The organism is Priestia sp. TSO9, assembly GCF_021029645.1.
GTDB classification, from domain to species: Bacteria; Bacillota; Bacilli; order Bacillales; family Bacillaceae_H; genus Priestia; species Priestia megaterium_E.
Genome location: NZ_JAJEKD010000015.1, coordinates 901097 through 925368, shown reverse-complemented (window position 1 = coordinate 925368; position 24272 = coordinate 901097). Strand labels below are relative to the sequence as shown.

General features: G+C 39.9%; 24 protein-coding genes and 1 tRNA gene. 14 read left to right on the top strand and 11 right to left on the bottom strand.

From position 1 onward, the window contains the following. The first annotated feature begins 56 nt into the window (after positions 1-56). Positions 57-1028 carry an NAD(P)H-dependent flavin oxidoreductase gene (locus LJC66_RS20015; protein ID WP_230933414.1) on the top strand — a complete coding sequence of 324 codons (972 nt, stop codon included), beginning with the start codon at positions 57-59 and terminating at the stop codon, positions 1026-1028. A 70-nt stretch (positions 1029-1098) separates the two neighbouring features. Continuing rightward, positions 1099-1494, top strand: coding sequence for a hypothetical protein (locus LJC66_RS20010; RefSeq protein WP_014458637.1), 396 nt, complete (start codon positions 1099-1101; stop codon positions 1492-1494). Positions 1495-1521: 27 nt separating this feature from the next. Here the strand turns inward: LJC66_RS20010 and LJC66_RS20005 are convergent, their stop codons facing one another. Both LJC66_RS20005 and LJC66_RS20000 read right to left on the bottom strand, forming a co-directional pair. After that, positions 1522-2874, bottom strand: a complete 1353-nt coding sequence (locus tag LJC66_RS20005) for a cation:dicarboxylate symporter family transporter (RefSeq protein ID WP_230933413.1) — start codon at positions 2872-2874, stop codon at positions 1522-1524. A 232-nt stretch (positions 2875-3106) separates the two neighbouring features. After that, positions 3107-3871: a sulfite exporter TauE/SafE family protein gene (locus LJC66_RS20000; RefSeq protein WP_025750122.1), complete on the bottom strand. Its 765-nt coding sequence runs from the start codon at positions 3869-3871 to the stop codon at positions 3107-3109. 271 nt (positions 3872-4142) lie between these two features. On the opposite strand from LJC66_RS20000, the gene LJC66_RS19995 reads away from it, so the two are divergent. Both LJC66_RS19995 and LJC66_RS19990 read left to right on the top strand, forming a co-directional pair. Then, a complete protein-coding gene (locus LJC66_RS19995; protein ID WP_230933412.1) occupies positions 4143-5417 on the top strand; it encodes an ATP-binding protein in 1275 nt (424 codons plus the stop codon). Between the two features lie 134 nt (positions 5418-5551). Next, positions 5552-5752, top strand: a complete 201-nt coding sequence (locus tag LJC66_RS19990) for a hypothetical protein (RefSeq protein ID WP_308280733.1) — start codon at positions 5552-5554, stop codon at positions 5750-5752. 7 nt (positions 5753-5759) lie between these two features. On the opposite strand, the gene LJC66_RS19985 is transcribed toward LJC66_RS19990, so the two are convergent. Next, positions 5760-6662, bottom strand: coding sequence for a TetR/AcrR family transcriptional regulator (locus tag LJC66_RS19985; protein WP_230933411.1), 903 nt, complete (start codon positions 6660-6662; stop codon positions 5760-5762). Positions 6663-6927: 265 nt separating this feature from the next. Between LJC66_RS19985 and LJC66_RS19980 the strand changes: the two genes are divergently transcribed. Then, positions 6928-8451, top strand: a complete 1524-nt coding sequence (locus LJC66_RS19980; protein ID WP_230933410.1) for a DHA2 family efflux MFS transporter permease subunit — start codon at positions 6928-6930, stop codon at positions 8449-8451. A gap of 34 nt (positions 8452-8485) precedes the next feature. Here the strand turns inward: LJC66_RS19980 and LJC66_RS19975 are convergent, their stop codons facing one another. Next, complete coding sequence (locus tag LJC66_RS19975; protein WP_195696116.1) at positions 8486-9538, bottom strand: aromatic ring-hydroxylating oxygenase subunit alpha; 1053 nt, start codon at positions 9536-9538, stop codon at positions 8486-8488. 210 nt (positions 9539-9748) lie between these two features. Here LJC66_RS19975 and LJC66_RS19970 point away from each other — a divergent pair. The 5 genes from LJC66_RS19970 (at position 9749) to LJC66_RS19950 (ending at position 14211) form a co-directional block, all read left to right on the top strand. Then, a tRNA-Thr gene (locus tag LJC66_RS19970) sits at positions 9749-9821 on the top strand. A gap of 250 nt (positions 9822-10071) precedes the next feature. After that, entirely contained in the window at positions 10072-11022 is a 951-nt protein-coding gene (locus LJC66_RS19965) for an ABC transporter ATP-binding protein (protein ID WP_195696117.1), read from the top strand. After that, a complete protein-coding gene (locus LJC66_RS19960) occupies positions 11022-12545 on the top strand; it encodes an ABC transporter permease/substrate-binding protein (RefSeq protein WP_195696118.1) in 1524 nt (507 codons plus the stop codon). Before LJC66_RS19965 ends, LJC66_RS19960 begins: the two co-directional genes overlap by 1 nt. A 262-nt stretch (positions 12546-12807) precedes the next feature. Then, on the top strand, positions 12808-13554 hold the full coding sequence (locus LJC66_RS19955; RefSeq protein WP_195696119.1) for a YwaF family protein: 747 nt from the start codon (positions 12808-12810) through the stop codon (positions 13552-13554). 138 nt (positions 13555-13692) lie between these two features. Beyond that, positions 13693-14211, top strand: coding sequence for an NAD(P)H-dependent oxidoreductase (locus LJC66_RS19950; RefSeq protein ID WP_195696120.1), 519 nt, complete (start codon positions 13693-13695; stop codon positions 14209-14211). Positions 14212-14239: 28 nt separating this feature from the next. On the opposite strand, the gene LJC66_RS19945 is transcribed toward LJC66_RS19950, so the two are convergent. Both LJC66_RS19945 and LJC66_RS19940 read right to left on the bottom strand, forming a co-directional pair. Beyond that, positions 14240-14605 (bottom strand): hypothetical protein, encoded by a 366-nt coding sequence (locus LJC66_RS19945; RefSeq protein WP_014458652.1) that lies wholly within the window; start codon positions 14603-14605, stop codon positions 14240-14242. 213 nt (positions 14606-14818) lie between these two features. Then, complete coding sequence (locus LJC66_RS19940; RefSeq protein ID WP_372586484.1) at positions 14819-15550, bottom strand: LCP family protein; 732 nt, start codon at positions 15548-15550, stop codon at positions 14819-14821. A 536-nt stretch (positions 15551-16086) separates the two neighbouring features. Here LJC66_RS19940 and LJC66_RS19935 point away from each other — a divergent pair. From LJC66_RS19935 to LJC66_RS19925, 3 genes are all read left to right on the top strand, one after another. Beyond that, entirely contained in the window at positions 16087-16761 is a 675-nt protein-coding gene (locus tag LJC66_RS19935; RefSeq protein ID WP_075419345.1) for a hypothetical protein, read from the top strand. A 75-nt stretch (positions 16762-16836) separates the two neighbouring features. Continuing rightward, entirely contained in the window at positions 16837-17937 is a 1101-nt protein-coding gene (locus LJC66_RS19930; protein ID WP_230933409.1) for a M24 family metallopeptidase, read from the top strand. Between the two features lie 222 nt (positions 17938-18159). Further along, positions 18160-18738, top strand: a complete 579-nt coding sequence (locus tag LJC66_RS19925) for a suppressor of fused domain protein (protein ID WP_013084584.1) — start codon at positions 18160-18162, stop codon at positions 18736-18738. 41 nt (positions 18739-18779) lie between these two features. Here the strand turns inward: LJC66_RS19925 and LJC66_RS19920 are convergent, their stop codons facing one another. The 3 genes from LJC66_RS19920 to LJC66_RS19910 all read right to left on the bottom strand — a co-directional run bounded on the left by LJC66_RS19920 (position 18780) and on the right by LJC66_RS19910 (position 20992). Continuing rightward, positions 18780-19721, bottom strand: a complete 942-nt coding sequence (locus LJC66_RS19920; RefSeq protein ID WP_230933408.1) for a DMT family transporter — start codon at positions 19719-19721, stop codon at positions 18780-18782. Beyond that, a complete protein-coding gene (locus LJC66_RS19915; RefSeq protein ID WP_195696123.1) occupies positions 19718-20398 on the bottom strand; it encodes a GntR family transcriptional regulator in 681 nt (226 codons plus the stop codon). The genes LJC66_RS19920 and LJC66_RS19915 overlap by 4 nt, the downstream gene beginning before the upstream one ends. Positions 20399-20473: 75 nt before the next feature. Continuing rightward, the gene (locus LJC66_RS19910) at positions 20474-20992 is read right to left on the bottom strand and encodes an acyl-CoA thioesterase (protein ID WP_195696124.1); all 519 of its coding nucleotides are present in this window, start codon (positions 20990-20992) and stop codon (positions 20474-20476) included. A 150-nt stretch (positions 20993-21142) separates the two neighbouring features. Here LJC66_RS19910 and cuyA point away from each other — a divergent pair, with 150 nt between their 5' ends. Further along, the gene (cuyA, locus tag LJC66_RS19905) at positions 21143-22135 is read left to right on the top strand and encodes a D-cysteate sulfo-lyase (protein ID WP_195696125.1); all 993 of its coding nucleotides are present in this window, start codon (positions 21143-21145) and stop codon (positions 22133-22135) included. A 35-nt stretch (positions 22136-22170) separates the two neighbouring features. Here the strand turns inward: cuyA and LJC66_RS19900 are convergent, their stop codons facing one another. Both LJC66_RS19900 and LJC66_RS19895 read right to left on the bottom strand, forming a co-directional pair. Beyond that, a complete protein-coding gene (locus LJC66_RS19900) occupies positions 22171-23520 on the bottom strand; it encodes a sensor histidine kinase (RefSeq protein WP_050689893.1) in 1350 nt (449 codons plus the stop codon). Next, a complete protein-coding gene (locus LJC66_RS19895; RefSeq protein WP_050689894.1) occupies positions 23517-24188 on the bottom strand; it encodes a response regulator transcription factor in 672 nt (223 codons plus the stop codon). The genes LJC66_RS19900 and LJC66_RS19895 overlap by 4 nt, the downstream gene beginning before the upstream one ends. Positions 24189-24272: the final 84 nt, after the last annotated feature.

Sequence of the window (24272 nt, the reverse complement as noted above, 5' to 3'; positions counted from 1 at the left end):
TTATGATTATGAATAAGCATTCATAATTAAAAAATAAAAGGAGAGGGGATACATAGATGAAAACACGGGTAACAGATTTATTAGGGATTCAATATCCAATTGTACAAGGAGGTCTTGCGTATTTAGCGTACGCAGAACTTGCCGCTGCTGTCTCAAATGCAGGAGGGCTTGGACAAATTACAGCTATGACGCTCCGAACCCCTGAGAAACTTCGAGCTGAAATTAAGAAAGTGCGTTCCTTAACTGAGCATCCTTTTGGCGTTAATTTTGCTGTTGGAGGTCAAACGGAAGGTTCTTATAAAGAACTTCTCGACGTAGCAGTAGAAGAAAGCGTTCCGGCTGTTTCCATAACAGGAGCAAATCCCGCACCTATTTTTGAGAGATTAAAAGGAACGGGAATTAAAACGCTCGTACTGGTGGCAAACGTGCGTCAAGCTCAAAAAGCTGAGAAGCTAGGAGCAGATGCTGTCATGGCAGTGGGGCAAGAAGCAGGAGGACATATCGGACGTGAGGATCTCGGCACAATGGTATTAATTCCTCGAGTAGCTGCGGCTGTGTCAATTCCGGTCCTAGCAAGCGGAGGGATTGGAAACGGACAAGGGTTATTGGCAGCGTTATCATTAGGCGCCGAAGGGATAGAAATGGGAACACGTTTTATCGCGACAAAAGAATGTGTAGATGCCCATGATGCGTATAAACAAGCTATTGTAGAAGCAAAAGAAACCGATACTGTGGTTATTAAACGTTCGTTCGGGGCACCTGGACGCGTATTGAAGTCCCACTACACTCTTGACATTATCGAGCGTGAGCAGCAAGGAGAGCGGTACGAAGAGTTAAAAGACGTCATTAGCGGAGGGGCAAACTGCCGGTATATTTATGAAAATAAAATCGATGAAGGCTATGGATGGGCAGGCCAAGTCGTTGGACTGATTGATAGTATCCCAACGGTGCAAGAGCTTTTTAACAGTATGATAGAAGAAGTAGAAGTCGGTTCTAAACGACTGCTGAGTATAGTGGAAAAGAAGTAGAGATACAAGCCGTCATACTGCAGCAATTGATCGCATATTTATAATCTATATCTCTAAATGAGGTGAGAGAATGAAAAGAATGCGAGCATTTGCTATTATGACGTTTTTAGTAGTAGGTTCAGGATATGCAGTTTTTATTAAAAAAGAAGAAGTGTCAAAAACAGAACAAGCACAAGCATACGAAGAGGCAAAACCTGTTATTAAACAAATGGACAAACTGGATATTTGGCATAAAATCAGCGGAGGTTTAACTGAAGCGGGCTATGAATCAAGGGGCGTGAATTCTTCCCTTTACTCAAAGGACAGAGTAGAGCTGGACGTGTATATGGAGCCTTCCGTTTCATCTGATGCCAAAACGCAAGAAACGATTAAACAAATGGTATATAAAATACTCGAAGAAAATAAGTTTCAGCAAAAGGCCTTTCATGTAACAATTAAATTCCTGCCCGAAAAACAAGCAAAATAGACTTGTCTCGGCCAGGAATTTTTTTTGTTAAAATGCTTTTTCATTGGCAGCTGGAATACTCTCTGGGAGAGAAATTTCAGCATTTTTGGGCTGATATGCAATTTTTCCGTCCAGCACATCATTTGCTTTTTGTAGATCTAATAAATTTTCCCATCGTGCGATAATAAAAGCAGCTACCGCATAACCAATAATATTAACTGTGGTCCGGTAATTACCCATAAAGCGATCGGGAGCGAGCATCAGAGCAACGGCTGCTACCGGAATGGCTCCGGTTGCTGCTGCTGTAGCAGAGAGAGCAACAAAGGCTGAGCCTGGAATGCCAGCCATTCCTTTAGATGTAAGAAGAAGAACACCAAGCATTAAAAGCTGATCAGTGAGGCTCAAATCTACGCCCGTTGCTTGTGCCAAAAAGACGAGGGCAAGAGACAAGTAAATGGAAGCACCGTCTAGATTAAACGAATAGCCCGTAGGCACAACAAGGCCAACGACTGCTTTGTTGCATCCTGCTTGTTCGAATTTATCCATGAGCTGCGGCATAACGGCTTCAGTGGAACCCGTAGCAAATGCCAGCATAATTTCTTCTCGTATATATAGAATGACTTTCCACAAACTTAATTTTAAATAGATTCGTAAAATAACAGCTAAAACAAGAACAAATGCTAGACAAGCAATTGTCATAGCGATAAATAGCTTTCCGAATGCAGCAAGTGTTCCAAGACCGTACTGACTAACTGCAAATGCCATGGCACTAAACGTGGCAAGAGCCGTTAATTTCATAATGTATCCCATAATTTTAAACAATACATCATTTACTTTCTCCAATACATTTAAAAGGGTCTCTGCTGTTTTTCCACCTATATGGACAAGCGCGATGCCAAACAAACAAGAAATTAAAAGCACTTGAAGCATGGAGTTGCTTGAAAAAGCACCAACTGCACTGTCTGGAATCATATTAAGAAAAAAATCACCTTCACTCGGAAGTTCGGAGCCGTTAGTCTTCGTGTCCACTTCGCTTGTGCTTAAGCTTGAAGGGTCAACATTCATACCGGTGCCGGGATTCATTATGTTTGCTACTAATAGACCGATCAATAGAGAGAATGTTGTGACAATTTCGAAGTAAAGAATGGTTTTTCCGCCGATACGCCCAACTGTTTTAATGTTTCCAACCTTCGCAATTCCAACAACGACTACTCCAAAAATAAGAGGAGCAATCAGCATTTTGATAAGCTTAATAAAACCGTCTCCAATCGGTTTCACAGCATTTCCAAAGCTTGGCCACAGATATCCTACGGCTATGCCAAGTACAATTGCCATCATAATTTGAAAGAAAAGACCTTTGTAAAAAGGTTTTTGCTTACTTTTTGCCGCTGTTTGTGTCATGTGTTCTCCCTTCGTCGTACAATTTTTTAGATATCACAATAGATGTTATAATTTTTTACATTTTAACGTAAGGTTGTTTGAGGTGTCATTGGTCTCTTTGACTAAAATTTAATAAAAATATTAGTTGAAGTGTATAAGAAGGGAAGGGAGTGGTTTAAAACATTATTATTTTTAATGTAAATCTTTAAAAAAACTAATAAAAAGCACATGCAAAGGCATGTGCTTTTATTTGTTAAATTAATTTAATTCCGCTGATTAGAATGATGGTTGCCATAATGGCTTGAAGCGGTCTTGAAGGCACTTTCGTTGATAAACGGCTTCCGATTAACACACCTGGAATAGATCCAGTTAATAGGTTAGCAGTCAACATGTAATCCACGCTTCCAAAGCTTGCATTTAAAATACCAGCCACCGTAACGAGAAGAAATGCATGTGCAATATCAGTTCCAACCAGCTCAGATGTCTTAAGCTTAAATAAGTACAGCATCGCAATCGCAAATAATGAGCCCGAACCAATCGATGTTAGTCCGACAATAAATCCAAAGACTACGCCAATTCCGATTGTTAATCCTTTTTTCTGATTTAAGTCCATTTCCTGAAACCGATTTGGGCGAATTAATTTATCAAAAAAGACGCGAAAGATAATTGAAATGGCAACCAGCGTCATGACATATCCAAGAGCGTGCTTAATAATCGTTTCTTGATGCTCGTGAAAAGATGGAAATGCATGAAGTGTGACAATAGCCAGCACAGCGCTCGGAATACTTCCGAAAGCTAAATATTTTGCTAATTTAAAGTTAATGGTTCGCTGTTTGTAGTGCTGAGCGACTCCGAATAATTTTGTGATAGAATTGTAGACAAGATCTGTTCCTACGGCAATGGAAGGGTTAATGCCGAGTACAATCAGTAAAGGTGTTAATAAAGCGGCACCTCCAACCCCCGTTAAGCCTACAAGGGTTCCAACGAATAATCCCATTAAGGTAATTGATAGTTCCATATTTCGTCCTCCTACTCTCAAAACCAAGTACATTGATCTGATTATAGAGCATTGTAGCTCATATGTAAATAAAATTCTGAATATTTTTAGTGGAGTTGAAAAGGTTTTCTTAGCCTTCACTATTTTAGGGAACGGACGATAAAGTGATAGGAAGTTGTAAAAAAGTAAATAGAATACGTTTATTTATCTATGATTACGCTCTAATTTGTGTTACAAATGTAAATGCAATAAAAGAGTTTATTTTTATCTCATTTGAAAGACCGGTGAATGCATGAGTTTTGTCACAAAAGATTTGTTAATTAATTTTCTATTTATTTTATTGGCGCTATTTTTAGTTCAGATGTTTTATTTAATCAAGTATGCTAAAAAAATTCATTGGTGGAAAGATCGTTATATCGCAGTATTTCCGATTTTAGCTATTACCTTCTGCCTTTTGTTTCCCGTCAACGGAGCTTATGTCCCGGATGACTATCGAATGGATCTACGAAGAATTCCTTATATTTTAGGAACGTTATATGGAGGCTGGCCGCTAGGGAGCTTGCTTTTTGTCTTTATTTTACTGCTGCGCTTGCTAATTGGCGGGTATGATGTAGGGTTTTTATCAACATTAATTGCTCTTCCGATTTTATCCATTCCTTTATTTTTCCTAACAAAATACTTTTTACATTTCTCATTAAAAAATAGAATTATCGTGAGCACCTGTCTTAGTATAATCGGTTCTTTATTAGCTATGCTTGTATCCATTTTTGTCTTGCACGTAACAAGCATTCCTATTAGCGTGTGGGTTCAATTCGCGATTTTAGATGTAGCAGGCATGTTTGTAATTACCATACTGTGGGAAGCGATACGGGCAAATTTACTAGTGCTGCAGCGCCTGATGAAAGCAGAGAAACTAGAAATTGTCAGTCATTTAGCTGCCAGCATCTCTCATGAAGTGCGAAATCCTCTAACGGCAAGCAGAGGATTTATGCAAATGCTGCAAGAAGATGAAAAAGAACCTACTAAAAAACGCTACATTTCAATTGCGATTAATGAACTAGACCGCGCAAAAGAAATCATTGATGATTACTTGCTGTTTGCCAATTCTGCACCAGAACGAAATGAAAAAATGAATATTTCAGAAGAGATTCATCACGTCACCCATATTATGACGCCTCTTGCCAATATGAATGGAGTCGCGATTGATTTTACATTTGATGAAGAAGTGAAGTGCTTCGTAATGGGAGAAAGAAGAAAGCTTCAGCAGTGCTTAATCAATTTATTTAAAAATAGTATTGAAGCGATGCAAAACGGAGGCACGTTAACTATTAAAGTAGGAAAAGAAGGCGGAGCTGTTATCGTGGATATTATTGATACGGGCTGCGGCATGACGCAAGAACAAATCAACCGGCTAGGCGAACCGTATTTTACAACAAAAGAAAAAGGTACGGGACTTGGAACGATGGTATCTTTCAGCATTATTCATTATATGAAGGGAAAAGTGAGTGTGTCTAGCATAAAAGGGAAAGAAACGTGCTTTTCACTTGAGTTTCCACTTTGTGAATAAAAAGGCCGGGACAAAAGTTGTTTAGTTGAAGGAAGATCTGAATGCGTTTGATCCTTGAGGGAGAATCAAACGCATTCGGATTTTTTCATTGGCAGGGTAAATGTATGTTTCATCTACTTAGTCGCTTCTAGCAGTTGATGGGAGGGCAAGGCGAAGACACCTGCAGGAAAAGCGGCACAGGTGAGAGCCCGCAGGAGCGTACGCGACGAGGAGGCTCACCGGCCGCCCGCGGAAAGCGAAGCCTTGCACGGAAATCAACAGCGGTGGAACAAGAGGTTCAGCTCATGTATCTCATTTGTTCGTTTTTAGATTGTATTGATTTCGTTATGGCTTAATTTGTTTTTAATGAAGTTCACTCACATACTGATCAATCATCGTCTGTAAATCCTCTAGCGTTGTCTTACTTTTGTTGACAGACAGCTGCTGTAACGAATGAAGAGCACTATCAACAACAAACTTCCGGGGATTTGACTGTTTAAACAGCTCTTCTTCAATAAAACTAATAAGCTCTGTGCATTTTTGACGTTCGAATTCATCAGTAAATTGTTTGTGAACCTGTTTTTTTAAATCGATAAGTGCTGCAGAAATATCCTGTTCTATTTGATTTTTAGTATTCGGGCAAGATGGAAGCCATTCTTTAATCGTTTGCGGATCGAGCAAAATGTCTCCTGAATTTGCTACTTCGTCTACAAGAGGAAGCAAGCGTTTGACACTGTAGCTTATGATCTCATGTGGGTCAGTATTTGTGCCATTAACCATAAAATTATAGTGAAAGTTGCGATGAAGCATGCCAAGAAACATAATTGCACAATCTAGCAGGTACGGTTTCTTTTCTTGTCCAAATAAATCAATGAACCGCTTGTAAACCCAGTTTACTTCGATAAACTGGGTTTTTTTTATGTACGCTTTTAAGTCAGGATCATTGGAAACAAATACTTCTTCAAGTAATGTGAAAAATTTATGTTTATGATGGTTTTTCATCTGTGCATCAATCTGTTTAACAAATACATCTACATCGGTCAGACTTTTACCAACCAGCAGCTGATTCCGCTCTTGTTCAATGGTCGTATGAAGCCATGTGAAAACAGCGATTAATAATTCATTTTTTGAAGAAAAATAGTTGTAGAATGTTCCTTTTGAAATGCCGCTATAATCAATGATGTCTTGAATAGAAGTAGCTTGAAATCCTTTCTCAACGAAGAGATGGTGTGCATTTTTTACAACTTGCTGTTTTCGGTTATTCATTATTATCACCTAAATATAAAATTAGACTCATGATCCAACTTTATGATACATGATTTAAAGCGTTTACACAAATGTTCTTTTCGAAAAAATAGACGATACCGCGAAAATGCATTGATATAAAAGGATTATAGGACTAAAAAAGTCGATAAAATAAAGGATATGAACGCAAGATTTTTCACTTGCATAAATTGAACTCACAGTATAATATACTCTATGTAGAACATGTGTCTAAAAAAATGAACTTAAAGTATAAGGAGGTACAATAATGAGTCAATCGATAAATCAAATGGAAAAGCCGCCTTATGGCATAATTGCTATTTTGTTAATTGGCGCTTTTATCTCATTGTTGAATGAAACATTATTAAACGTGGCGCTGCCGTCTATTATGAAAGACTTAGAGGTGACAACGTCAACTGTCCAGTGGCTTTCTACTGGTTATATGTTAGTGAATGGTATTATGATTCCAACAACCGCTTTTTTAATTCAGCGCTATTCTGTCAGAGGCTTATTTTTAACGGCAATGACTTTATTTACAGCAGGAACAATACTTGCCGGTGCTTCGCCCGTATTTTCGGTCTTGTTAACCGCTCGTATTATCCAAGCATCAGGCGCAGCCATTATGATGCCGCTTTTAATGAACGTATTGCTCACAAGTTTTCCATTAGAAAAACGCGGAGCTGCGATGGGGATTTTCGGTTTAGTTATGATTTTTGCTCCGGCAATTGGTCCTACTTTATCAGGGTGGCTAATTGAACACTATGAGTGGAGAATGCTGTTCCACCTTGTTACGCCAATCGCGGCAATTGTATTAATAGGCTCTTTCTTCCTATTAAAAGACAAAAAAGAAAAAGTGGAAATCAATTTGGATTTCCTATCGCTTGTGTTATCTACGATTGGATTTGGGGGACTTCTATACGGATTTAGCTCAGCAGGAGATAAAGGCTGGGATTCTGTGGAAGTATACGGCACCATTATCGTAGGAGCTGTGGCGCTGATTTTATTTATTACGCGTCAGTTCAAGCTTAAAACACCTATGCTTGAATTCCGCATTTTTAAATATCCAATGTTTGCTTTATCATCAACGATTTCAATGGTGATCACAATGGCATTATTCTCAGCCATGCTGCTAATGCCAATTTATGTTCAAACGGTACGAGGCATTTCTCCGCTTCATTCAGGATTACTAATGCTTCCGGGTGCGCTATTAATGGGTGTGATGTCACCGATTACCGGAAAATTATTTGATAAATTTGGAGCGCGTGCACTGGCTGTAACGGGTCTAACGATTACAGCCGTTACGACGTATTTCTTCAGTAACTTAGAGCTTGATACGACGTATACAACGCTCATTACGCTTTACACACTTCGCATGTTCGGAATGTCTATGGTGATGATGCCGGTTATGACAAACGGATTAAATCAGCTGCCGCAGCGCTTTAATCCGCATGGTACTGCGATGAATAACACGCTTCAACAAGTATCGGGAGCTATTGGTTCGGCTCTTTTAGTAACGGTGATGTCAAACCGTACAGCTACGCATGCAAAAGAGCTCGCTCAAGATGCAATGAGCGGAGCGGGAGCAGCGAATGCAACCGCAGCCGGGGCAGCTCAAATGAAAGAACAGATTGGGATGCAGGCAATGGTACAAGGGATTAACGATGCGTTTGCCGTCTCAGTAGTACTAGTGGTGGTTGCCTTAATTCTTTCATTATTTATGAAACGCGCAACGCCGGCAAGTGAAGATGAAGTGATAAAGGAAAAAGCAGGACGTGAGCAGTTCGCTAAATGAAAAAGAAATCCCCGCTGAGACAGCGGGGATTTTTTTAGCTTGTATATCTAAAACTTAACCCCATTTTCTTTAATAATTTTCGGTAGCCGATGGACGTTTGATCAGCCATAATGTGCGCTTCCATCTGCAGGTCTAAAGGCAAGTCTTCAGGTTTTTGGTTTTCAACCATTTCACGGTCTTCGTCAAAGACGCGAAGGTTAAAGTCATACACACCTTCAACGGGAGAATCTTTGTCAAAGTTTCGAGCGATTGGTGCGAATAAACGTGTTTCGCGGGCTGAAATAGGAGAGACTGCATTCATAATCCACAGCTCTGCGCCTTCTGGGAAGTATACTTTTAGCGTAGCTGTAAACGGTGGATAAACATCAAAGACACGAAGCCATTTAAAATCAGGTGGATTTAAATGCTGCTGTTCTTTGGAATAATTGCTCACGGTGCTCGTATATTCTACATGAAGCCCATACTCTGTATCGCTTACTTTATACTTAGGCACAAAGGCGTTGTTTCGATCACCAAATGTGTCCGTGTGAACCCAAGCAAAATGAGCTACGTCTAAAAAGCCTTCCATTTGACGACCGGCCGAACCCATGATATCAAAGCTCGGACAAACAATTTGCTGAAAATCAGGGTCCTCCCACGCATCGAAGTAAGGCAGGTTATCTTGTTCCCCTGTCAGGGAAGTCCACACTAATCCAAATCGTTCAATAACTGGATAGACGGCCATACACAAGCGGGGAGAAATATTGGCATCAGGGTGAGCTGGAATCGACGTGCATGCGCCGTCCGTTGCATAGCGGAAGCCGTGGTAAGGACAGACAATTTCATCATCTTCCACCCAGCCCATGCTAAGAGGGGTGCCTCGGTGAACGCATAAATCACGAGCCGCCACTACTTTGTGTGTGGTACGGTATAGAACTAGATTTACATCTAGCAGTTTTACGGACGTTGGTTTCTCTGTTACCTCACTGCAGCGTGCGACGGGGTACCAATACTTAGCGAGCGTCGTCCAATCTTCCAGGCTGAACGTGCAGTCTCTTGGGTAGGGAGTTGCCGTTTTTGATTTGGTCATGGTTGGTTGTTGTTCCATCTATTTTCTTCCCTTCTTTTGTAAGCTCTTTTACTAAGGGTAATATAAAAAAAGAAAATTCACATAATTTATGTAAGGAGTTCTAACATAAAATATGGAACTTTGTAGAAAGTGCGAATTTAAGAAGACGTAAATTAGAGAATATACCAATAAAAAAATTTAAAAAAGCGCTTCCTAAATGAATTTAAACGTGATATAATTTTCCAAGACGCTGGTGTAGCTCAGTAGGTAGAGCACTTGCATGGTAAGCAAGAGGTCGCAGGTTCGATCCCTGTCGCTAGCATACTAAAAAACCTTCTTTCTTGTTGAAAGAAGGTTTTTTTATTTGTGATGGCTTTAAAATTCTTCTCCGCCTTGTGAAAACTTTAACAGTTTGATAGCCTTATTAGGACGCTGTGAGAAAACATGTATATCTTTTTCACTATGTCTTATGAATCATATTTAGAAATATTCTTAAAAGAATGTTTATTGCCTCTAAGCATTGGGTACACGAAACTAGGGGTTAAATTTCAACAGGGAGTGTGAACGATAATTTGATTACGTTTAAGAATGTGTCAAAGCAATATCCAGACGGTACGACCGCCGTGAAAAATATTAATCTAGAAATTAAAGAAGGAGAGTTTTTCGTTTTAATTGGTCCGAGTGGGTGTGGGAAAACAACCACCTTAAAAATGATTAACCGTCTTCATGATATTACCGAAGGAGAACTATACATAAAAGATAAGCTCGTATCGGACCACAACATACATGAGCTGCGCTGGAACATTGGTTATGTCCTACAGCAGATTGCTCTTTTTCCTCATATGACCATTGCTGAAAATATAGCTATTGTACCCGAGATGAAGCATTGGAAGAAAAACAAAATCAAAACGCGCACTGATGAACTGCTTACCTTGGTAGGACTAGATCCAAAGCAGTATCGAAACCGAAAGCCGTCTGAGCTCTCAGGTGGCCAGCAGCAACGTGTAGGTGTAGCGCGTGCCCTCGCAGCTGATCCCCCCGTTATTTTAATGGACGAACCCTTTAGTGCCCTCGATCCGTTAAGCCGCGAACAGCTTCAGCAAGATGTTATTAGCTTAAAAGAAAAAATCAAAAAAACATTTGTGTTTGTTACGCATGATATGAGCGAAGCGATGACGCTTGGAGATCGTATCTGCCTAATGAAAGACGGGGAAATTGTTCAAGTTGGAACCCCGGAGGAATTCATTCAAAAGCCTAAAAATGAATTTGTAAAAACGTTTATTGGAAATCAAGGAAATGCTTTATTTGAGACATTGGATATGTTTCTCAAAGAAAGTGAACAGCCAGACGTAGAACCTACTGAAGAGCTAGCTTCAACCGCTACTGTTCAGCAGGCAATGGACGCCCTTTACGACCATGAAGCAATAGCCGTGAAAAAAGGGAGCAAACGCATTGGCGTTGTAACGCGCAAAACTCTATTAGCGTTTCTTTCTGATAAGACGAAAGAAGGAGGAACGCTGTAATGAATGCACTAAGCACATTATTAGATCAACGAGGAGACGCACTGTTTCAAGCTCTTCTTGAACACATTCAAATTTCAGTACTGGCCCTTGTTATCGCCGTATTAATTTCAGTGCCGCTCGGACTGTACTTAACGAGACATGACCGCATTGCTGAACCGATCATTGGCGTAACAGCCGTACTGCAAACCATTCCTTCACTCGCTTTATTAGGATTACTGATTCCTCTTGTCGGAATTGGAACCTTTCCCGCGGTTATTGCCCTGTTTTTATATTCGCTTCTTCCTATTGTACGAAATACATATACCGGAATTAAAGAAGTGGACCCATCTTTAATTGAAGCATCCAAAGCTATGGGGATGAACTCGTGGAGACGATTAATTAAAGTAGAACTTCCTCTAGCTCTTCCTGTCATTATGGCCGGAATTCGCACAGCGATGGTACTCATTATTGGTACAGCGACAATCGTGGCTCTTATCGGAGCGGGCGGACTCGGAAGCTTAATTTTGCTTGGTATTGACCGAAGCGATAATAGTTTGATTTTATTAGGAGCCATTCCAGCAGCATTATTAGCGCTTATTTTTGATGGAATTCTGCGAACGATTGAACACTCAGCTAAAAAAGGGTCCAAAAAACGCTCGTTTATTATGATCATCGTATTAATACTCATTCTTGTTTCTCCGTTTGCAGCGATGAGCGCAACAAAACCAGACCTTGTTATCGGAGGTAAAATTGGTGCAGAACAAGATATTTTAATTAATATGTACAAAGAATTAATTGAAGATCAAACCGATATGAAAGTAAATCTTCGATCGTCGCTTGGAAAAACAGTATTTGTATTTGAGGCTCTGCGTAACAAGGAAATTGACTTGTACCCTGAATATACGGGTACAGCCATTGTGACGCATCTAAAGGAACAGCCGGAGAGCAAAGATGAAACAGAGGTGTACAACCAGGCAAAAGAAGGATTTCAAAAGAAATTCGGCCTTGTCTATTTAGATCCAATGAAGTTTAATAATACGTACACATTGACAGTAACAAAAGAATTTGCAAAAGAAAATAATCTAACCACCGTTTCAGATTTGGCAAATGCAACAGATAAAGTAAAAGCAGGGTTTACGCTTGAGTTTAAAGATCGTGAAGACGGCTATGTAGGCATTCAAAAAGAATATGGTCTTACCTTCCCGAATATTAAAACGATGGAGCCGAAGCTTCGCTATCGCGCTGTAGAAAAAGGCGATATTAATATGCTGGATGCTTACGCAACAGATCCTGAAATCAAACAGTTTGGTTTGAAAGTCTTAAAAGACGATCAGCAGTTCTTCCCTCCGTATCAAGGAGCGCCTGTGCTTCGTGAAGATATGCTAAAAGAGCATCCTGAACTGAAAAAAATCTTAAATCAACTGGGCGGTAAAATCAGTGATGACGAAATGCGTGAAATGAACTATCAAGTAAATGCAAAAGGAAAAACAGCTGAAGAAGTTGCTCATCAATTCTTAGTGAAAAAAGGATTAATTAAAGAGTAAAAACGAAGAAAAAAGCTAGGACAACAGTATGTTCGTTGAAAGAAGATCCGAATGATAAATCGTTCGGATCTTTTTATTTTAGCTGTTTCTAGCAGTTGATTATCCATACTCGATTATTTACTCCATTCGTCCGTCTTTAGATTGGCGTGATCTCGTTATGTCTCAATCTCTTTTTAATGCGAGAGAAGCATTAATGAAAATGAGGCCTTATGAACAAGCTAAAGGTACCAAATTTGTTTTCTGATGGAAGGGAGGCGGTTTTATGAATTCATTTTTTACGTGCCATCCTGTACAACATTCCTTTCAGCTTTTTTCAGTTGAACATCTTGTAACTTTAGCTATTATCGTGATCATAGGAGCATTTATTTTTTTGTGTCGAAAGCAGCTACGACAAAAGAGGTTTGTGTTCGTTTTGCTTTCACTCGTTCTAATTGCTTCAGAAACAGCCTACCAGGCTTGGGAAATCGGATGTCATCAGTGGTCTGCTGAAACTTCCTTGCCGCTTCAGCTCAGTGATATAGTCGTGCTGCTGGCTGCTATTATGCTGATAACCAAAAGCAGGTTTCTTTTTTATTTTGTGTACTTCGCGGGAATCAGCAGCTCTGTTCAAGCCATGATTACCCCGGATCTTGGCGGCTATGCATATGCCCAGTTTCGCTATGTGCAGTTTTATGTATCGCATGGCGGTGTGGTACTTGCTTGCTGTATGCTAATTGCTGTTTGCAGATATGAGCCGACGTTTCGTTCTTTGTGGGTAAGCGTAGTATTTGTTAATCTGTACGGAGGTTTTATCTATGCTATCAATCGTTTACTCGGGGCGAATTATTTATACATGATGAAAAAACCAGGGCACGCTTCCTTGCTGGATGTTCTTGGACCTCATCCTTGGTATTTAGTATGGATTGAAGGAATTATGATTCTTAGCTTTCTTGTCCTTTATTTGCCGTTTTGGGTACATAAAAAAATTAAAGGTGATAAAACCAAAGTCAATTTTATTGAAGCAAAATGATAATACTGGTAGTTTATAAGTGGAAACTAACTCGTATTTCCTGAAGGAAAAGGAAGAATGACTGAACAAGCTGTGAGAGGCAAGCGTAAAAAACAGAAAAGAAAAAGCAAGCACAGACATTAGAAGGAGAGTATCAAAATGAAAACACTGGTTATTTTAGCGCATCCAAACTTAGCATCTTCTCGTATTAATAAAGCGTGGGCAGAGCGAGTGAAAAAAGAAGAGAATGTGTACGTTCATGATTTATACGCAAACTACCCCGATTTCAAAATTGATGTAGAAAAAGAGCAGGAGTTAGCTGTTCAATTCGATCGTATTGTTTTTCAATTTCCATTTTACTGGTACAGCTCACCAGCACTCTTAAAAGAGTGGCAAGATGTTGTCTTAACATACGGCTGGGCTTATGGAAGCAAAGGTACTAAACTTCAGGGAAAAGAGTTTGTCGTAGCTACTTCGACAGGAGGCCCTCCAGAAGCTTATCAAGAAGGGGGATACAACCGCTATCCAATGAATCATCTGCTTCTTCCGTTTCAAGCTACGGCAAATTTAACAGGCATGAAGTTCCAAACGCCATTTCTATTTCAAGGAGCAGGCGGTGACCTGAGTGACAAAGTTATTCAAGATAGTGCAGAAAGCTACGCTCGATTACTAAGATAATAAAAAAAAGCCGCGTTAACGCGGCTTTTTAATTTACATTTGTTCGTGAAAAAGAAGTAAGCAGCTTTTGAGGAGCGATATCTAATCCTTCAATGAGTAATCCCGTCATAGCCGTTAGACTCCCGACTTCAAACGATTCCCCGGCTCTCCAAAATGCGGATTCACCTTGTTTAATATAAATTTTCAGTCCGTTATCGCCAGCTACCCAGCCTTCCCCGTGAACGACTAAAAGAAGCTGTGGAATCGTAGCTTCTTGACGGGGGGTATAATCATTTTCTTGAAAAGATAAAAAGCTGATTTTAACATCTCCAGTATGAGAAAGCAGCGGGTTCACTTTATAGGTGGAATGAAGAAAGGAACGCTCTTCTTCAGATTGAAAACCATATAATTTCATACGTTCATCTCCTTGAATCAAAAATATAAAAAAGAAGTCCTTCTCCTTTCATATACGCATGTAGTAGAAAAAATAGAACTTCAAAGAAATAGCTGTTTCCTGGAAAATGGCTTCATTTTTTGTCGAAGCTCAAATTTTTTTGAAGGATAGGGAGGAAAAACAGAAGTTTTTTTGAATAGTATAAAAAAGGTGTCCGCTAATGGACACCTTTTCCTAATTTAAAAATGACTGTAACGCTTGTTTGTTTTCTTCAAGGTCGATGCTTAAAACAGCACCAATACCGGATACTCGTTCATTTGAATAGGAACCTTCGACCGGTAAACGAAGAGATTTTAAATCTGGCTGATTCCCAACTAAGAAATCTTTTCCTATCACGATAAATGTTTTTGGAGGAATATTTGTATCCACATATGGATCAATGACGCCCCATAGCTTAGGAGCTTTTGCCAGCGTCTTTACTTGAAGAGCTTCATCCATTAATTTACCGATCACTTCTTGTTGACGCTTCACGCGCCCGAAATCACTTTGGCTATCATGTCGGAATCGCACGTATCCTAGTAATTTATCTCCGTGAAGAGTTTGTTTTCCAGGTTTTAGCGTCATGCCGATTCCTGATGACATTTCGTGCGGCACGGTAACCGTAATTCCCTCAGGGGCAATCGTATCGGCAACTTTAGAAAAACCTTTAAAATCAACAACGGCATAATAGTTTACATCTACGCCGAAATTTTCTTTAATTGTCTTACGCATTAATTCGGGCCCGCCAAATGCATAGGCTGAATTTAATTTGTTTTTGCCATGTCCAGGAATATCCACATATGAATCACGCATCAAAGAAACAATTTTAGGCTGATTGCTGTCTTTGTCATAATGAGCAATCATGATTGTATCGGCACGCGAATGTTCTTCACCTCGAGAGTCAATTCCAAGAAGCAGCACATTCATGCTATCTAAATTGGCACTTGCACCATTAAAATCAAATTGTCCATCTTTCCCAAAAGCTCCGTCTGCTTCTGCTAACCCTTGTTGGTATTGATAATACACATACGCACCAGCGGCGATTACAAGAATGAGAAAGAAAAGAAGTAGCTTTCTAAAGCGTTTCTTTTTTCTTTGCTTTTTTCTTTTATGTTGTTTACGTTCTGTACGTTCTTCCAAATGTCTCACCATCGCATTCAAAAATATTAATACTTTTTGTTTGAAACCAATTATGCAAAAAATTATAAAACAACATAATAAAATTAACACTAAGGGATTAGATTAGCAAGTACGTTCACTAGTAAATCTGCGAAGACAGCTAAAATAAGAAAAGTGTATAAATAGAAGAAAGAGGAAATAAAGGTTATTTTTTTCGAAGATATTTGTTATAATCTATCATAGTTAGGGAAAAAGTTCTGTCTTTTAAGAATGGAATAAGAGGAAAGTCTCTGTTTGCGGAGAATCAAATATAGGTCTAAATGCAGAAAAAAGGAGTGAAGCGAATGAGTATATATGTGTCATCTTCGAACCTTGTGCTGATTCCAGAAGCGGCGTTAAGTCATTGGAAACCTTATGGCACGGGGGAATTGACCGGAGCTATTATTTCAGGTAAAGATAGTGCTGAAATAATTAAAGAGCTTAATCAATCGTCTATTCTGCCTTTTACAAGTTTTTTCTATCGAAAGCATTTTGTTATTCTATTTGATAAAGAACAAGTGAAAAATCATTTTGAACAGCTGCTTTTACTATATAAATCTCAGGGCTATATTTTTTATTCTTCTACTTTATACGATGATCACTGGTCCCAGGTCCTTGAAGGAACGAAGCAGCTGCTAACGGTCAATGGACAAGTGGTGCCGGTGCTCGAGCTTGAACAAAACGGTGAATTTGATGTTGTACGTGATGAAGGCGGTCTGCACATTGTGATAGATGATGATGAAGACGAAGAGAAGCAGCTAGAAAAAAAAGTTCATGAGCTTCCGCTTGAAGAAGGTACCTATTTTATTGGCGATCCGGGATTTGTTGAAAACCGGGATATGCTGGTAAAAGAATATTTTCCTAAAGGTACGTACGAATTTATTTATAGATACGGAGAAAATGGCTGGCTGATGAAAGTAAGCATTCAGCGAAAAGCGATTAAAGAGCAGCTTACTACTCTTCACGCGGCTTTGTCTTAACCTCTATTCATTGTACAATATTGCTAAATAACTATGTTATAATAGTAATATTGCACAATGAAAGGGGTTTTTTTAATGGAAGCACGTTTGCAAAAAGTCGTATCGTGGCTGGAAGAAAAAAATGTAGAAGCGGCCTTTATTTCGTCAACCGAAAACGTATTTTATTTAACTGGATTTCATACGGATCCGCATGAGCGTTTACTTGGCTTATTTGTGTTTAACGAAGCAGAGCCAATGCTTGTTTGTCCATCAATGGAAGTGGGACAAGCAAAAGAAGCCGGGTGGAAGTTTGATGTGATTGGATATGAAGACCATCAAAATCCTTGGGAACTTATTAAAGAAGCTTTACATAAACGAAACGTAATAGATGTGAAAAAGGTTGCTGTAGAGAAAGAGCAGCTGCTGTATGCGAGAGCCGAAGAACTGCTTAGCTTATATCCAAATGCTGAGCTAGTCGGAGCAGAAGAGAAGTTAAATCAGCTGCGTTTAATTAAAGATGAGCGTGAAGTTGAGATTCTGCAAAAGGCAGCTGCCTTAGCTGATTTTGGTGTAGAAGTAGGCGTATCTGCTTTAAAAGAAGGCGTTACGGAAATGGATGTTTTGGCTAAAATTGAATACGAGTTAAAGCGAAAAGGAATTCGTGAGATGTCGTTTTCAACGATGGTTTTATTTGGTGAAAAAACGGGAGAAGCGCACGGGAACCCAGGTCTTCGCACGTTAAAGCCAGGAGATATGGTTCTGTTCGATTTAGGTGTAGTGCTAGACGGATACTGTTCAGATATTACGCGTACAGTCGCTTACAAGTCTATTAATGATAAGCAAAAAGAAATTTATGAAACGGTACAGCGCGCTGAGCAGGCAGCTCTTGAAGCTTCCAAGCCCGGCACTCGCATTGGCGACTTGGACATGGTAGCACGCAATATTATTACAGAAGCAGGATATGGAGAGTATTTCTTGCATCGTCTTGGTCATGGTCTTGGTATTAGCGTGCATGAGTTTCCTTCAATGAGCCGCAACAATGATGATGTGCTTCAAGAAGGCATGGTATATACAATTGAACCGGGTATCTATATTCCAGGACTTGGAGGCGTGCGTATTGAAGATGATGTAATCATTACAAAAGATGGATACGAAACGTTAACGAAGTACCCAAAAGAATTACAAATTATTTCATAATAACGTCATAAAAAATAGAGGCTGCCATGGTGCAGGCTCTATTTTTATAGGAAAAGAAAAAATTGGTTAAGGTTTCTTGTTTGCTTCTTGATACAATTTCATAGTATGTTACGAAACGATAACATTTCTATCACATTTTCTAAAAACTATATCGTAAGCGAGTGCAGTAGTATATGCTGTACAGTAGGGAGCTTTTTAAGGTCGCAAGCAAGGAGGTTTTTTATGAGTAATTTTACAAAAGATGAAGAATTAATTATACATAAAGCAATAGATGTATTTGGTCAAAAGGATCGAATTGAAGATTATTCAGATGAAAGAAAAAAGCATGGTATTCACGTTGTGGCGTGCGAAAATCATCCGCGTCAAGACGTAACCGCGTATGCAACGCTCGGTGGTCATCAATGTCCGACAGGCTACACAGTTGGAGGAATCCCGCTTCGAATTGAAATCGTTGGGGCTTGTCATGAGGAATTCGGTATTTATTCTGCTATTTTAGCAAACTGTATTTTCCATATGATGAAATCTCACGTGTCCATCTTCCCAGGAGCTATTTATAAAGACGTTATTGCAGTCCTTGATGACAGCTTTCATATGCAGCACATTTTGCTGATTCCGCCGTTTTTATGGGATAATTTTTCAACGATTGAACTATCTGATAAAAAAGTAACGTTCCTGCAGGCCGTTCCGATTTCAGAAAATGAACGTGCTTTTGCACTTGAGTACGGAGTAGATTCGTTGCTAAGCCGCTTTGATGCTGAGCAGGTGAATGTCTTCAATTTAGAAAGAAGATCTGTTGTATAAACAAAAAGAGCGCCGACTGAGACGCTCTTTTTTGTTATTGATTAGTAGGTCAATTCTTTTTGCGGTATAGCTTTTTTATGACTCGTTTGGTAGCTGTGAAGCACCATGCCTGCTATGATAACGCCCATTCCAACCCAAGAAAGAATCGATGGCAAAGGGCTTGATAGAAGGAAGACCTCTCCTAGCAGGGCAAATAAAACTTCCATCGATTGTGTAGCTTCAACTGCACCTAACTTTTGAGAATCTTTTTTAACAAGGTCGGTTGCTGCAAAAAATAAGACCGTTGCACATACTCCTGAAAGTAACGCAACTAAACTGCTTTGATAAATTTGAGTTGTTTTTGGTAATCCATCGGTCACGTAGGCATAGACAGAAAGAATGATCCAAAACGGCAGGCTTGAAAGCGTCATTCCAAGCACACGCTGAAACGTATTAAGTGACGACACTTCCATCATTTTACGGTTGCCAAGCGGGTATGCAAAAGAGGCAATCAAAATGGGAACGGTACAAAGCAAGGCAGTAGCGGCGGACAGTTCAGTCGCATGTTCAAGCTGCATGAGCACAACTCCTATTAAAATAATAAACGAAAAACCTAGCTGCTTGAAAGGAATGCCTCCTCGCTTCTTTCCTTCCTTGTAAAACAAAGGAGCTAGGAGAGACCCCGATAAAATTGTGATTTGCCAAGTTCCTGCAATAAGCCAGCCGGGACCGTAGGCTGAAGCAAAACAAAGAGGAGCGTAAAATAACCCAAATCCAACCGTGCTCCAAAGCAGCCATTTTTGCGGCTGGGCTTTTATTTCTGCCACCACAGGTTTAATACCACCCCAAAAATAAACGAGTACAAGCAAAAGAGGTATCATAAAAAAATAGCGCAGCGATGCGCTCCACGCCCAGCTGCCTCCGGATAAATCCATTGCTCGATTTAAAACGAATGTAAAAGCAAAAAAGAATGAAGCAGCAATGCCTAATAAAAGAGGATTCACTTGGATTCCTCCTCACTTGTCAGCGCTTCACCTAACGTCAGCCAGTTCGTTTCGACAAGCTGCGATGCCAGTGCGGCATCTTTTTGACCGCAAGCGTTTATGATTTCTTTGTGCTGATCAACGGAAGCAAGGCTAGCAAGAGACGAAAAACGAGCGATTTCCAGACGCTGAATTTTGGCGCTTGTTTGTTTTACAACACGTTCTAGCTCTATATTGTTCGCCCGTTTTAAAAAGACGGAATGAAATGCTTCATCCGCTTCGATTGCTTTAAGGACATTTCTTGTTTTGATCGCATGTTCTAGAGATTGATTGTGCTTGATTAGTTCGCCCATATCTTCTTCTTGTAACGAAGTACAAGCCAGCTTAGCAGCAAGTGCATGAAGAGCTGCGACGACAATAAAAGATTGTTTTGCCTCCTCAAGGTTTAATGGAGCCACTTTTGTAGAAGAGCCGGGTGTCGTTTGGACAAGGCCTTCATCTTCAAGTCTTTTTAATGCTTCTCGAACAGGAGTGCGGCTAACTCCAAATTGCTCAGCCAGTTCTTTATCCTGAAGCTTTTGTTCCGGCTGAAATTCAAGCATGACAATATTGTGTTTAAGTGTTTGATAGACTTCTTCTCTTAAAGAAAGTCGTTTGAGAGGTTGAATGTTATTTTTCATAAAACCAATATATCGCATATTAGATTAAATAACAATGTGAAAACTAAAAAAACTTCGTCTAAAAAGCAGACAGCTGCTTTTTAGATGAAGAGCTTAATTACTGCTGCGCAAAGATTTAGATAAAATGCTCGCAATCGCTTTGCTGTGCTCAACCTGCGTTTTTTTTGACTCTTTTCGTTCAAGAGCTACTTTTTGAAGACTTTTTTCTTCTTCAGTTTGAGCAATAACTTGAGGAACAGGGGCAGGTTTCCCTTTTTCTAATGCAACAAAGGTGAGAAAAGAAGTAGCTGCAATACGTTTTATTCCCGTTAACAAATTTTCGGCAATCACTTTAACGAAAATAATCATGGAGCTTTTTCCTGTAACAACAACGAATGCTTCATATGAAATAAAATCTTCTTCGGTGACGGGTTCGATAAAATCAACGTGATCAATGGAAGCCGTAACACACGTCTTTCGGGAATGTTTAGCTGCTGAAAGAGAAGCTGTCATGTCCATGTCAGCGACAATTTTTCCCCCAAAAAGGGTGTGGTGATTGTTTAGGTCATTTGGAAAAATGTGCTGTGATTTGACTACTCGTGAGACGCTGCAAAGTACTGCTTTTTCACTCATTGAAAACACTCCTTCAAACTGTTTATATGGTTTAATGTATGTTGACTACTTGTTCTTATGTATACAAGTTATAGAAAGCCCTTTCGTAAAAAGCTCTTCAAAAGCTTCTATATGGTAAAATAGAACAAATATGAAAGAGAGGATGAGAGCATGAACTTAACTCAATTTTCTAGAAGAAAATATACGGATTCCCCTACACCTTTAGAAAAGCTATCGGTTTTATCTCAGCAGTTAAATGGACCTTCAATTTATATGAAACGAGATGATATGCTTGGACTGACAGGGGGAGGAAATAAGACGCGCAAGCTTGAATATTTAGTAGCTGATGCAAAAGCGCAAGGAGCAGACGTGTTTGTAACGTGCGGTGCGATACAATCCAATCACTGTCGTTTGACGCTCGCTGCTGCCGTAAAAGAGCAGATGAAATGCGTGCTCGTATTAGAAGAAGGGGAAAATAAAGCAAGTGATCAGCCGACAGGGAACTATTTTCTTTATCATTTACTAGGCGCTCATGACATGCGGTTTGTCGCTGAAGGTTCTGATTTGACAGCGGAAATGAAAAAAGTAGAGCAAGAGCTAATTGAAAAAGGTCATAAACCGTATTTAATTCCAGTAGGAGGTTCGAATGTTATCGGTGCAACCGGATACGCTGCCTGTGCACAAGAGCTGCTTATGCAAAGCTATGAGCAGCAAATAAAGCTTAGCCACGTGGTTTGCACAAGCGGCAGCGGAGGCATGCACGCAGGATTAGTGGCAGGCTTTCAAGGTCTTCAAAGTGACGTATCTGTTATTGGAATGAATGTTAGTCGTGCTAAAGAAGAACAAGAAGCAAAAGTTGCTAAGCTGACGAGTGAACTTTATGATCATTTACATAGTAAAACGCCTTTTAAAGAAGAAGAGATTGTGTGTATGGATGAATACGTAGGTCCGGGGTATGCTGTTCCGACAGAAGAGATGGTGGAAGCAGTCAAACTTGTCGCCAGTACGGAAGGGATTTTATTGGATCCTGTGTATACAGGAAAAGCGATGGCTGGTCTAATTGATTTAATTCGAAAAGGTTACTTTAATAAGGATGAAAATGTGGTGTTTGTCCACTCAGGCGGTTCACCGGCTCTTTATGCCTATACATCAATTTTTTCATAAAAAAGCAAGGGATTTGGCTCCCTTGCTTTTTTAGTTTATATAGGGATAGTAAGTGAAAACGTTACTCCGGTGTCTGTATTTTCAGCCGTAATTGCTCCATCGTGCATCGTAACAATACGCTTTACGATACTTAAGCCGATACCGAATTCACCGTTTGCTCCTTTTTTAAACGGTTCAAACAAGTGTTGAAGCACGCTTTGATCAATGGGCGGACCATCGTTGCTGATTGTACATTGAATGTTCGTTTGGTGCTTAGCAAGTGAAAGTGAAACCTTCGTCTCGGCATAGCGCAGCTGATTGTCGAGTACATTTTCAAGAACTTTTGTCCACAGCTCTTTGTCTCCTTTAATCGTTGCGTTTGCGTCGTCAAATTCCCACTGTATTTCAGGGCGCCTCCACCGCAAGCGATCCACTACTTCATGAAGTAGTGCAGTAAAATCAAAGTCATCTTGTGCAAGCTGATGAGTGGACATATAGTCAAGCTTGGTTAAGTAAAGCAAATCGCGGATTTTTTTCTCGAGATTTTTGGATTCATCTTCAATAACTTTTACCGTTTGCGATAAATCACCTTTTGGATAAATGCCGTCTTGAATCGACTGAGCGTAGCTTTGAATCACCATAACCGGTGTTTTTAAATCATGTGAAATATTTTGAAGCAGCGTTTGCTGTGCTTCATCTTTAGATACGAGCCTTTTGCGCATTTGCTCGATGGACGCGCCTAGCTTGCCAATTTCATCTGAACGGTTCACTGTAACGGGCTCATGCCAATTTTGTTCGGCAATTTTTTTCACATCTTTTTCAAGCGATACAAGCGGCTTGCTTAAATATCTTGATAGCCAAATAGATGGAAGCCAGCTGAATAGAAATACAATTGAAATTACAAGAAGCAGCTGTTTAAACAGAGTAGAAGTGAGCGCGTTGCGATACGTATCCCACGAAAATGAAAGTAAAAAAGCAGGCTGTCCGTTTACACTTACTTTTCGAATTACATAAAAAAGCGTCCGGTTGCCAAGATCTTTTTCATAGCGAGCGACGATTTTTCGCTGATTGATTGCATCTTCCTGTGCTTTTCTCAAAAAGTCTTGAGGCAACACCCGTGATGAAAAATAAGAGATATCCGCATGTTCAGGCAATAAAATATGATCCACGGTTCGATTACCAAGTGTTGGTTCACTGTCTTCATTGCTAAAGTAGTATTCACCTGAGCGGCTTGGCAGGCCGTATTCTTTTAAAATATGCTGTTCATTTTCAATAGTGGTATAAATTTCATTCGTGAAGAACTGCCTGAGCGTCGTTGGGAATAAAATAGCGAGCAAAATTGAAATAAGCAGTAAAATACCGGAGATGACGAGCCAAATTTGAAATGCAAGCGACTTGTTTTTCATGCTTTCATCATCCGGTATCCATATCCGTAAATCGTTTCAATTCGTGCTTGCGGCATTTTTTTACGCACGCGCCTTACTAAATCATCCACCACTCGGTCTGTGCCAAAATAATCTTCTCCCCAAATGAGATTCAGCAACTGCTCCCGTGAAAAAGCCTGTCCAAGGTCTTTTGAGATAGTGACAAGAAAATCAAATTCTTTAGACGTTAAATCAATCGGCTTTCCATTTTCACTGACTGTACGGGTATGTAAATCGATCTCATAAGGAGTCAGCGTGATGGTATCGGTTTTCTTTTGATTGGAACCATATACGCGGTTTAGCAGTTTGTTTGCTCGAATAACTAGTTCACGAGGCAAAAAAGGCTTTGATAAATAGTCGTCGCTGCCCATTTCAAGCCCAAGAACCCGGTCAATATCGGCATCGCGGGCTGAGATAAAAATAACAGGCACTTGTGGTGTTTGCTGCTTGATTTCGCGAATGAGCTGATACCCGTCAATGTCAGGCAGCATAATATCTAAAATCCACAGATGCGGAGGAGTTGCAATCATTTCTTTGGCGTCCGTGCCGTTAAAAAATGAGCGAACGTCCCAGCCTTCTTTTTGAAGGTAAAGGCTTAAAACTTCGTTTAAATTTTGTTCATCCTCTACTAAATATAGTGTAAAGCTCAAATTTGACACCTCCCTCTGAATATATGAAAATTAAGGTAAATAAAGCATATTACGCCATCTATGCGCGTTTCTTTAAAGGCCTAT

Coding starts and splice junctions, on each gene's coding strand:
- LJC66_RS19915 (WP_195696123.1), bottom strand. CDS start 20,398: ATGCGATATATTGGTTTTATGAAAAATAACATTCAACCTCTCAAACGA.
- LJC66_RS19945 (WP_014458652.1), bottom strand. CDS start 14,605: ATGAAATTATATGGTTTTCAATCTGAAGAAGAGCGTTCCTTTCTTCAT.
- LJC66_RS19985 (WP_230933411.1), bottom strand. CDS start 6,662: ATGAATAACCGAAAACAGCAAGTTGTAAAAAATGCACACCATCTCTTC.
- LJC66_RS19975 (WP_195696116.1), bottom strand. CDS start 9,538: ATGGAACAACAACCAACCATGACCAAATCAAAAACGGCAACTCCCTAC.
- LJC66_RS19935 (WP_075419345.1), top strand. CDS start 16,087: ATGAGTATATATGTGTCATCTTCGAACCTTGTGCTGATTCCAGAAGCG.
- LJC66_RS19995 (WP_230933412.1), top strand. CDS start 4,143: ATGAGTTTTGTCACAAAAGATTTGTTAATTAATTTTCTATTTATTTTA.
- LJC66_RS19960 (WP_195696118.1), top strand. CDS start 11,022: ATGAATGCACTAAGCACATTATTAGATCAACGAGGAGACGCACTGTTT.
- LJC66_RS20015 (WP_230933414.1), top strand. CDS start 57: ATGAAAACACGGGTAACAGATTTATTAGGGATTCAATATCCAATTGTA.
- LJC66_RS19910 (WP_195696124.1), bottom strand. CDS start 20,992: ATGAGTGAAAAAGCAGTACTTTGCAGCGTCTCACGAGTAGTCAAATCA.
- LJC66_RS20010 (WP_014458637.1), top strand. CDS start 1,099: ATGAAAAGAATGCGAGCATTTGCTATTATGACGTTTTTAGTAGTAGGT.
- LJC66_RS19980 (WP_230933410.1), top strand. CDS start 6,928: ATGAGTCAATCGATAAATCAAATGGAAAAGCCGCCTTATGGCATAATT.
- LJC66_RS19930 (WP_230933409.1), top strand. CDS start 16,837: ATGGAAGCACGTTTGCAAAAAGTCGTATCGTGGCTGGAAGAAAAAAAT.
- LJC66_RS19940 (WP_372586484.1), bottom strand. CDS start 15,550: ATGAATGTGCTGCTTCTTGGAATTGACTCTCGAGGTGAAGAACATTCG.
- LJC66_RS20005 (WP_230933413.1), bottom strand. CDS start 2,874: ATGACACAAACAGCGGCAAAAAGTAAGCAAAAACCTTTTTACAAAGGT.
- LJC66_RS19925 (WP_013084584.1), top strand. CDS start 18,160: ATGAGTAATTTTACAAAAGATGAAGAATTAATTATACATAAAGCAATA.
- cuyA (WP_195696125.1), top strand. CDS start 21,143: ATGAACTTAACTCAATTTTCTAGAAGAAAATATACGGATTCCCCTACA.
- LJC66_RS19950 (WP_195696120.1), top strand. CDS start 13,693: ATGAAAACACTGGTTATTTTAGCGCATCCAAACTTAGCATCTTCTCGT.
- LJC66_RS20000 (WP_025750122.1), bottom strand. CDS start 3,871: ATGGAACTATCAATTACCTTAATGGGATTATTCGTTGGAACCCTTGTA.
- LJC66_RS19900 (WP_050689893.1), bottom strand. CDS start 23,520: ATGAAAAACAAGTCGCTTGCATTTCAAATTTGGCTCGTCATCTCCGGT.
- LJC66_RS19955 (WP_195696119.1), top strand. CDS start 12,808: ATGAATTCATTTTTTACGTGCCATCCTGTACAACATTCCTTTCAGCTT.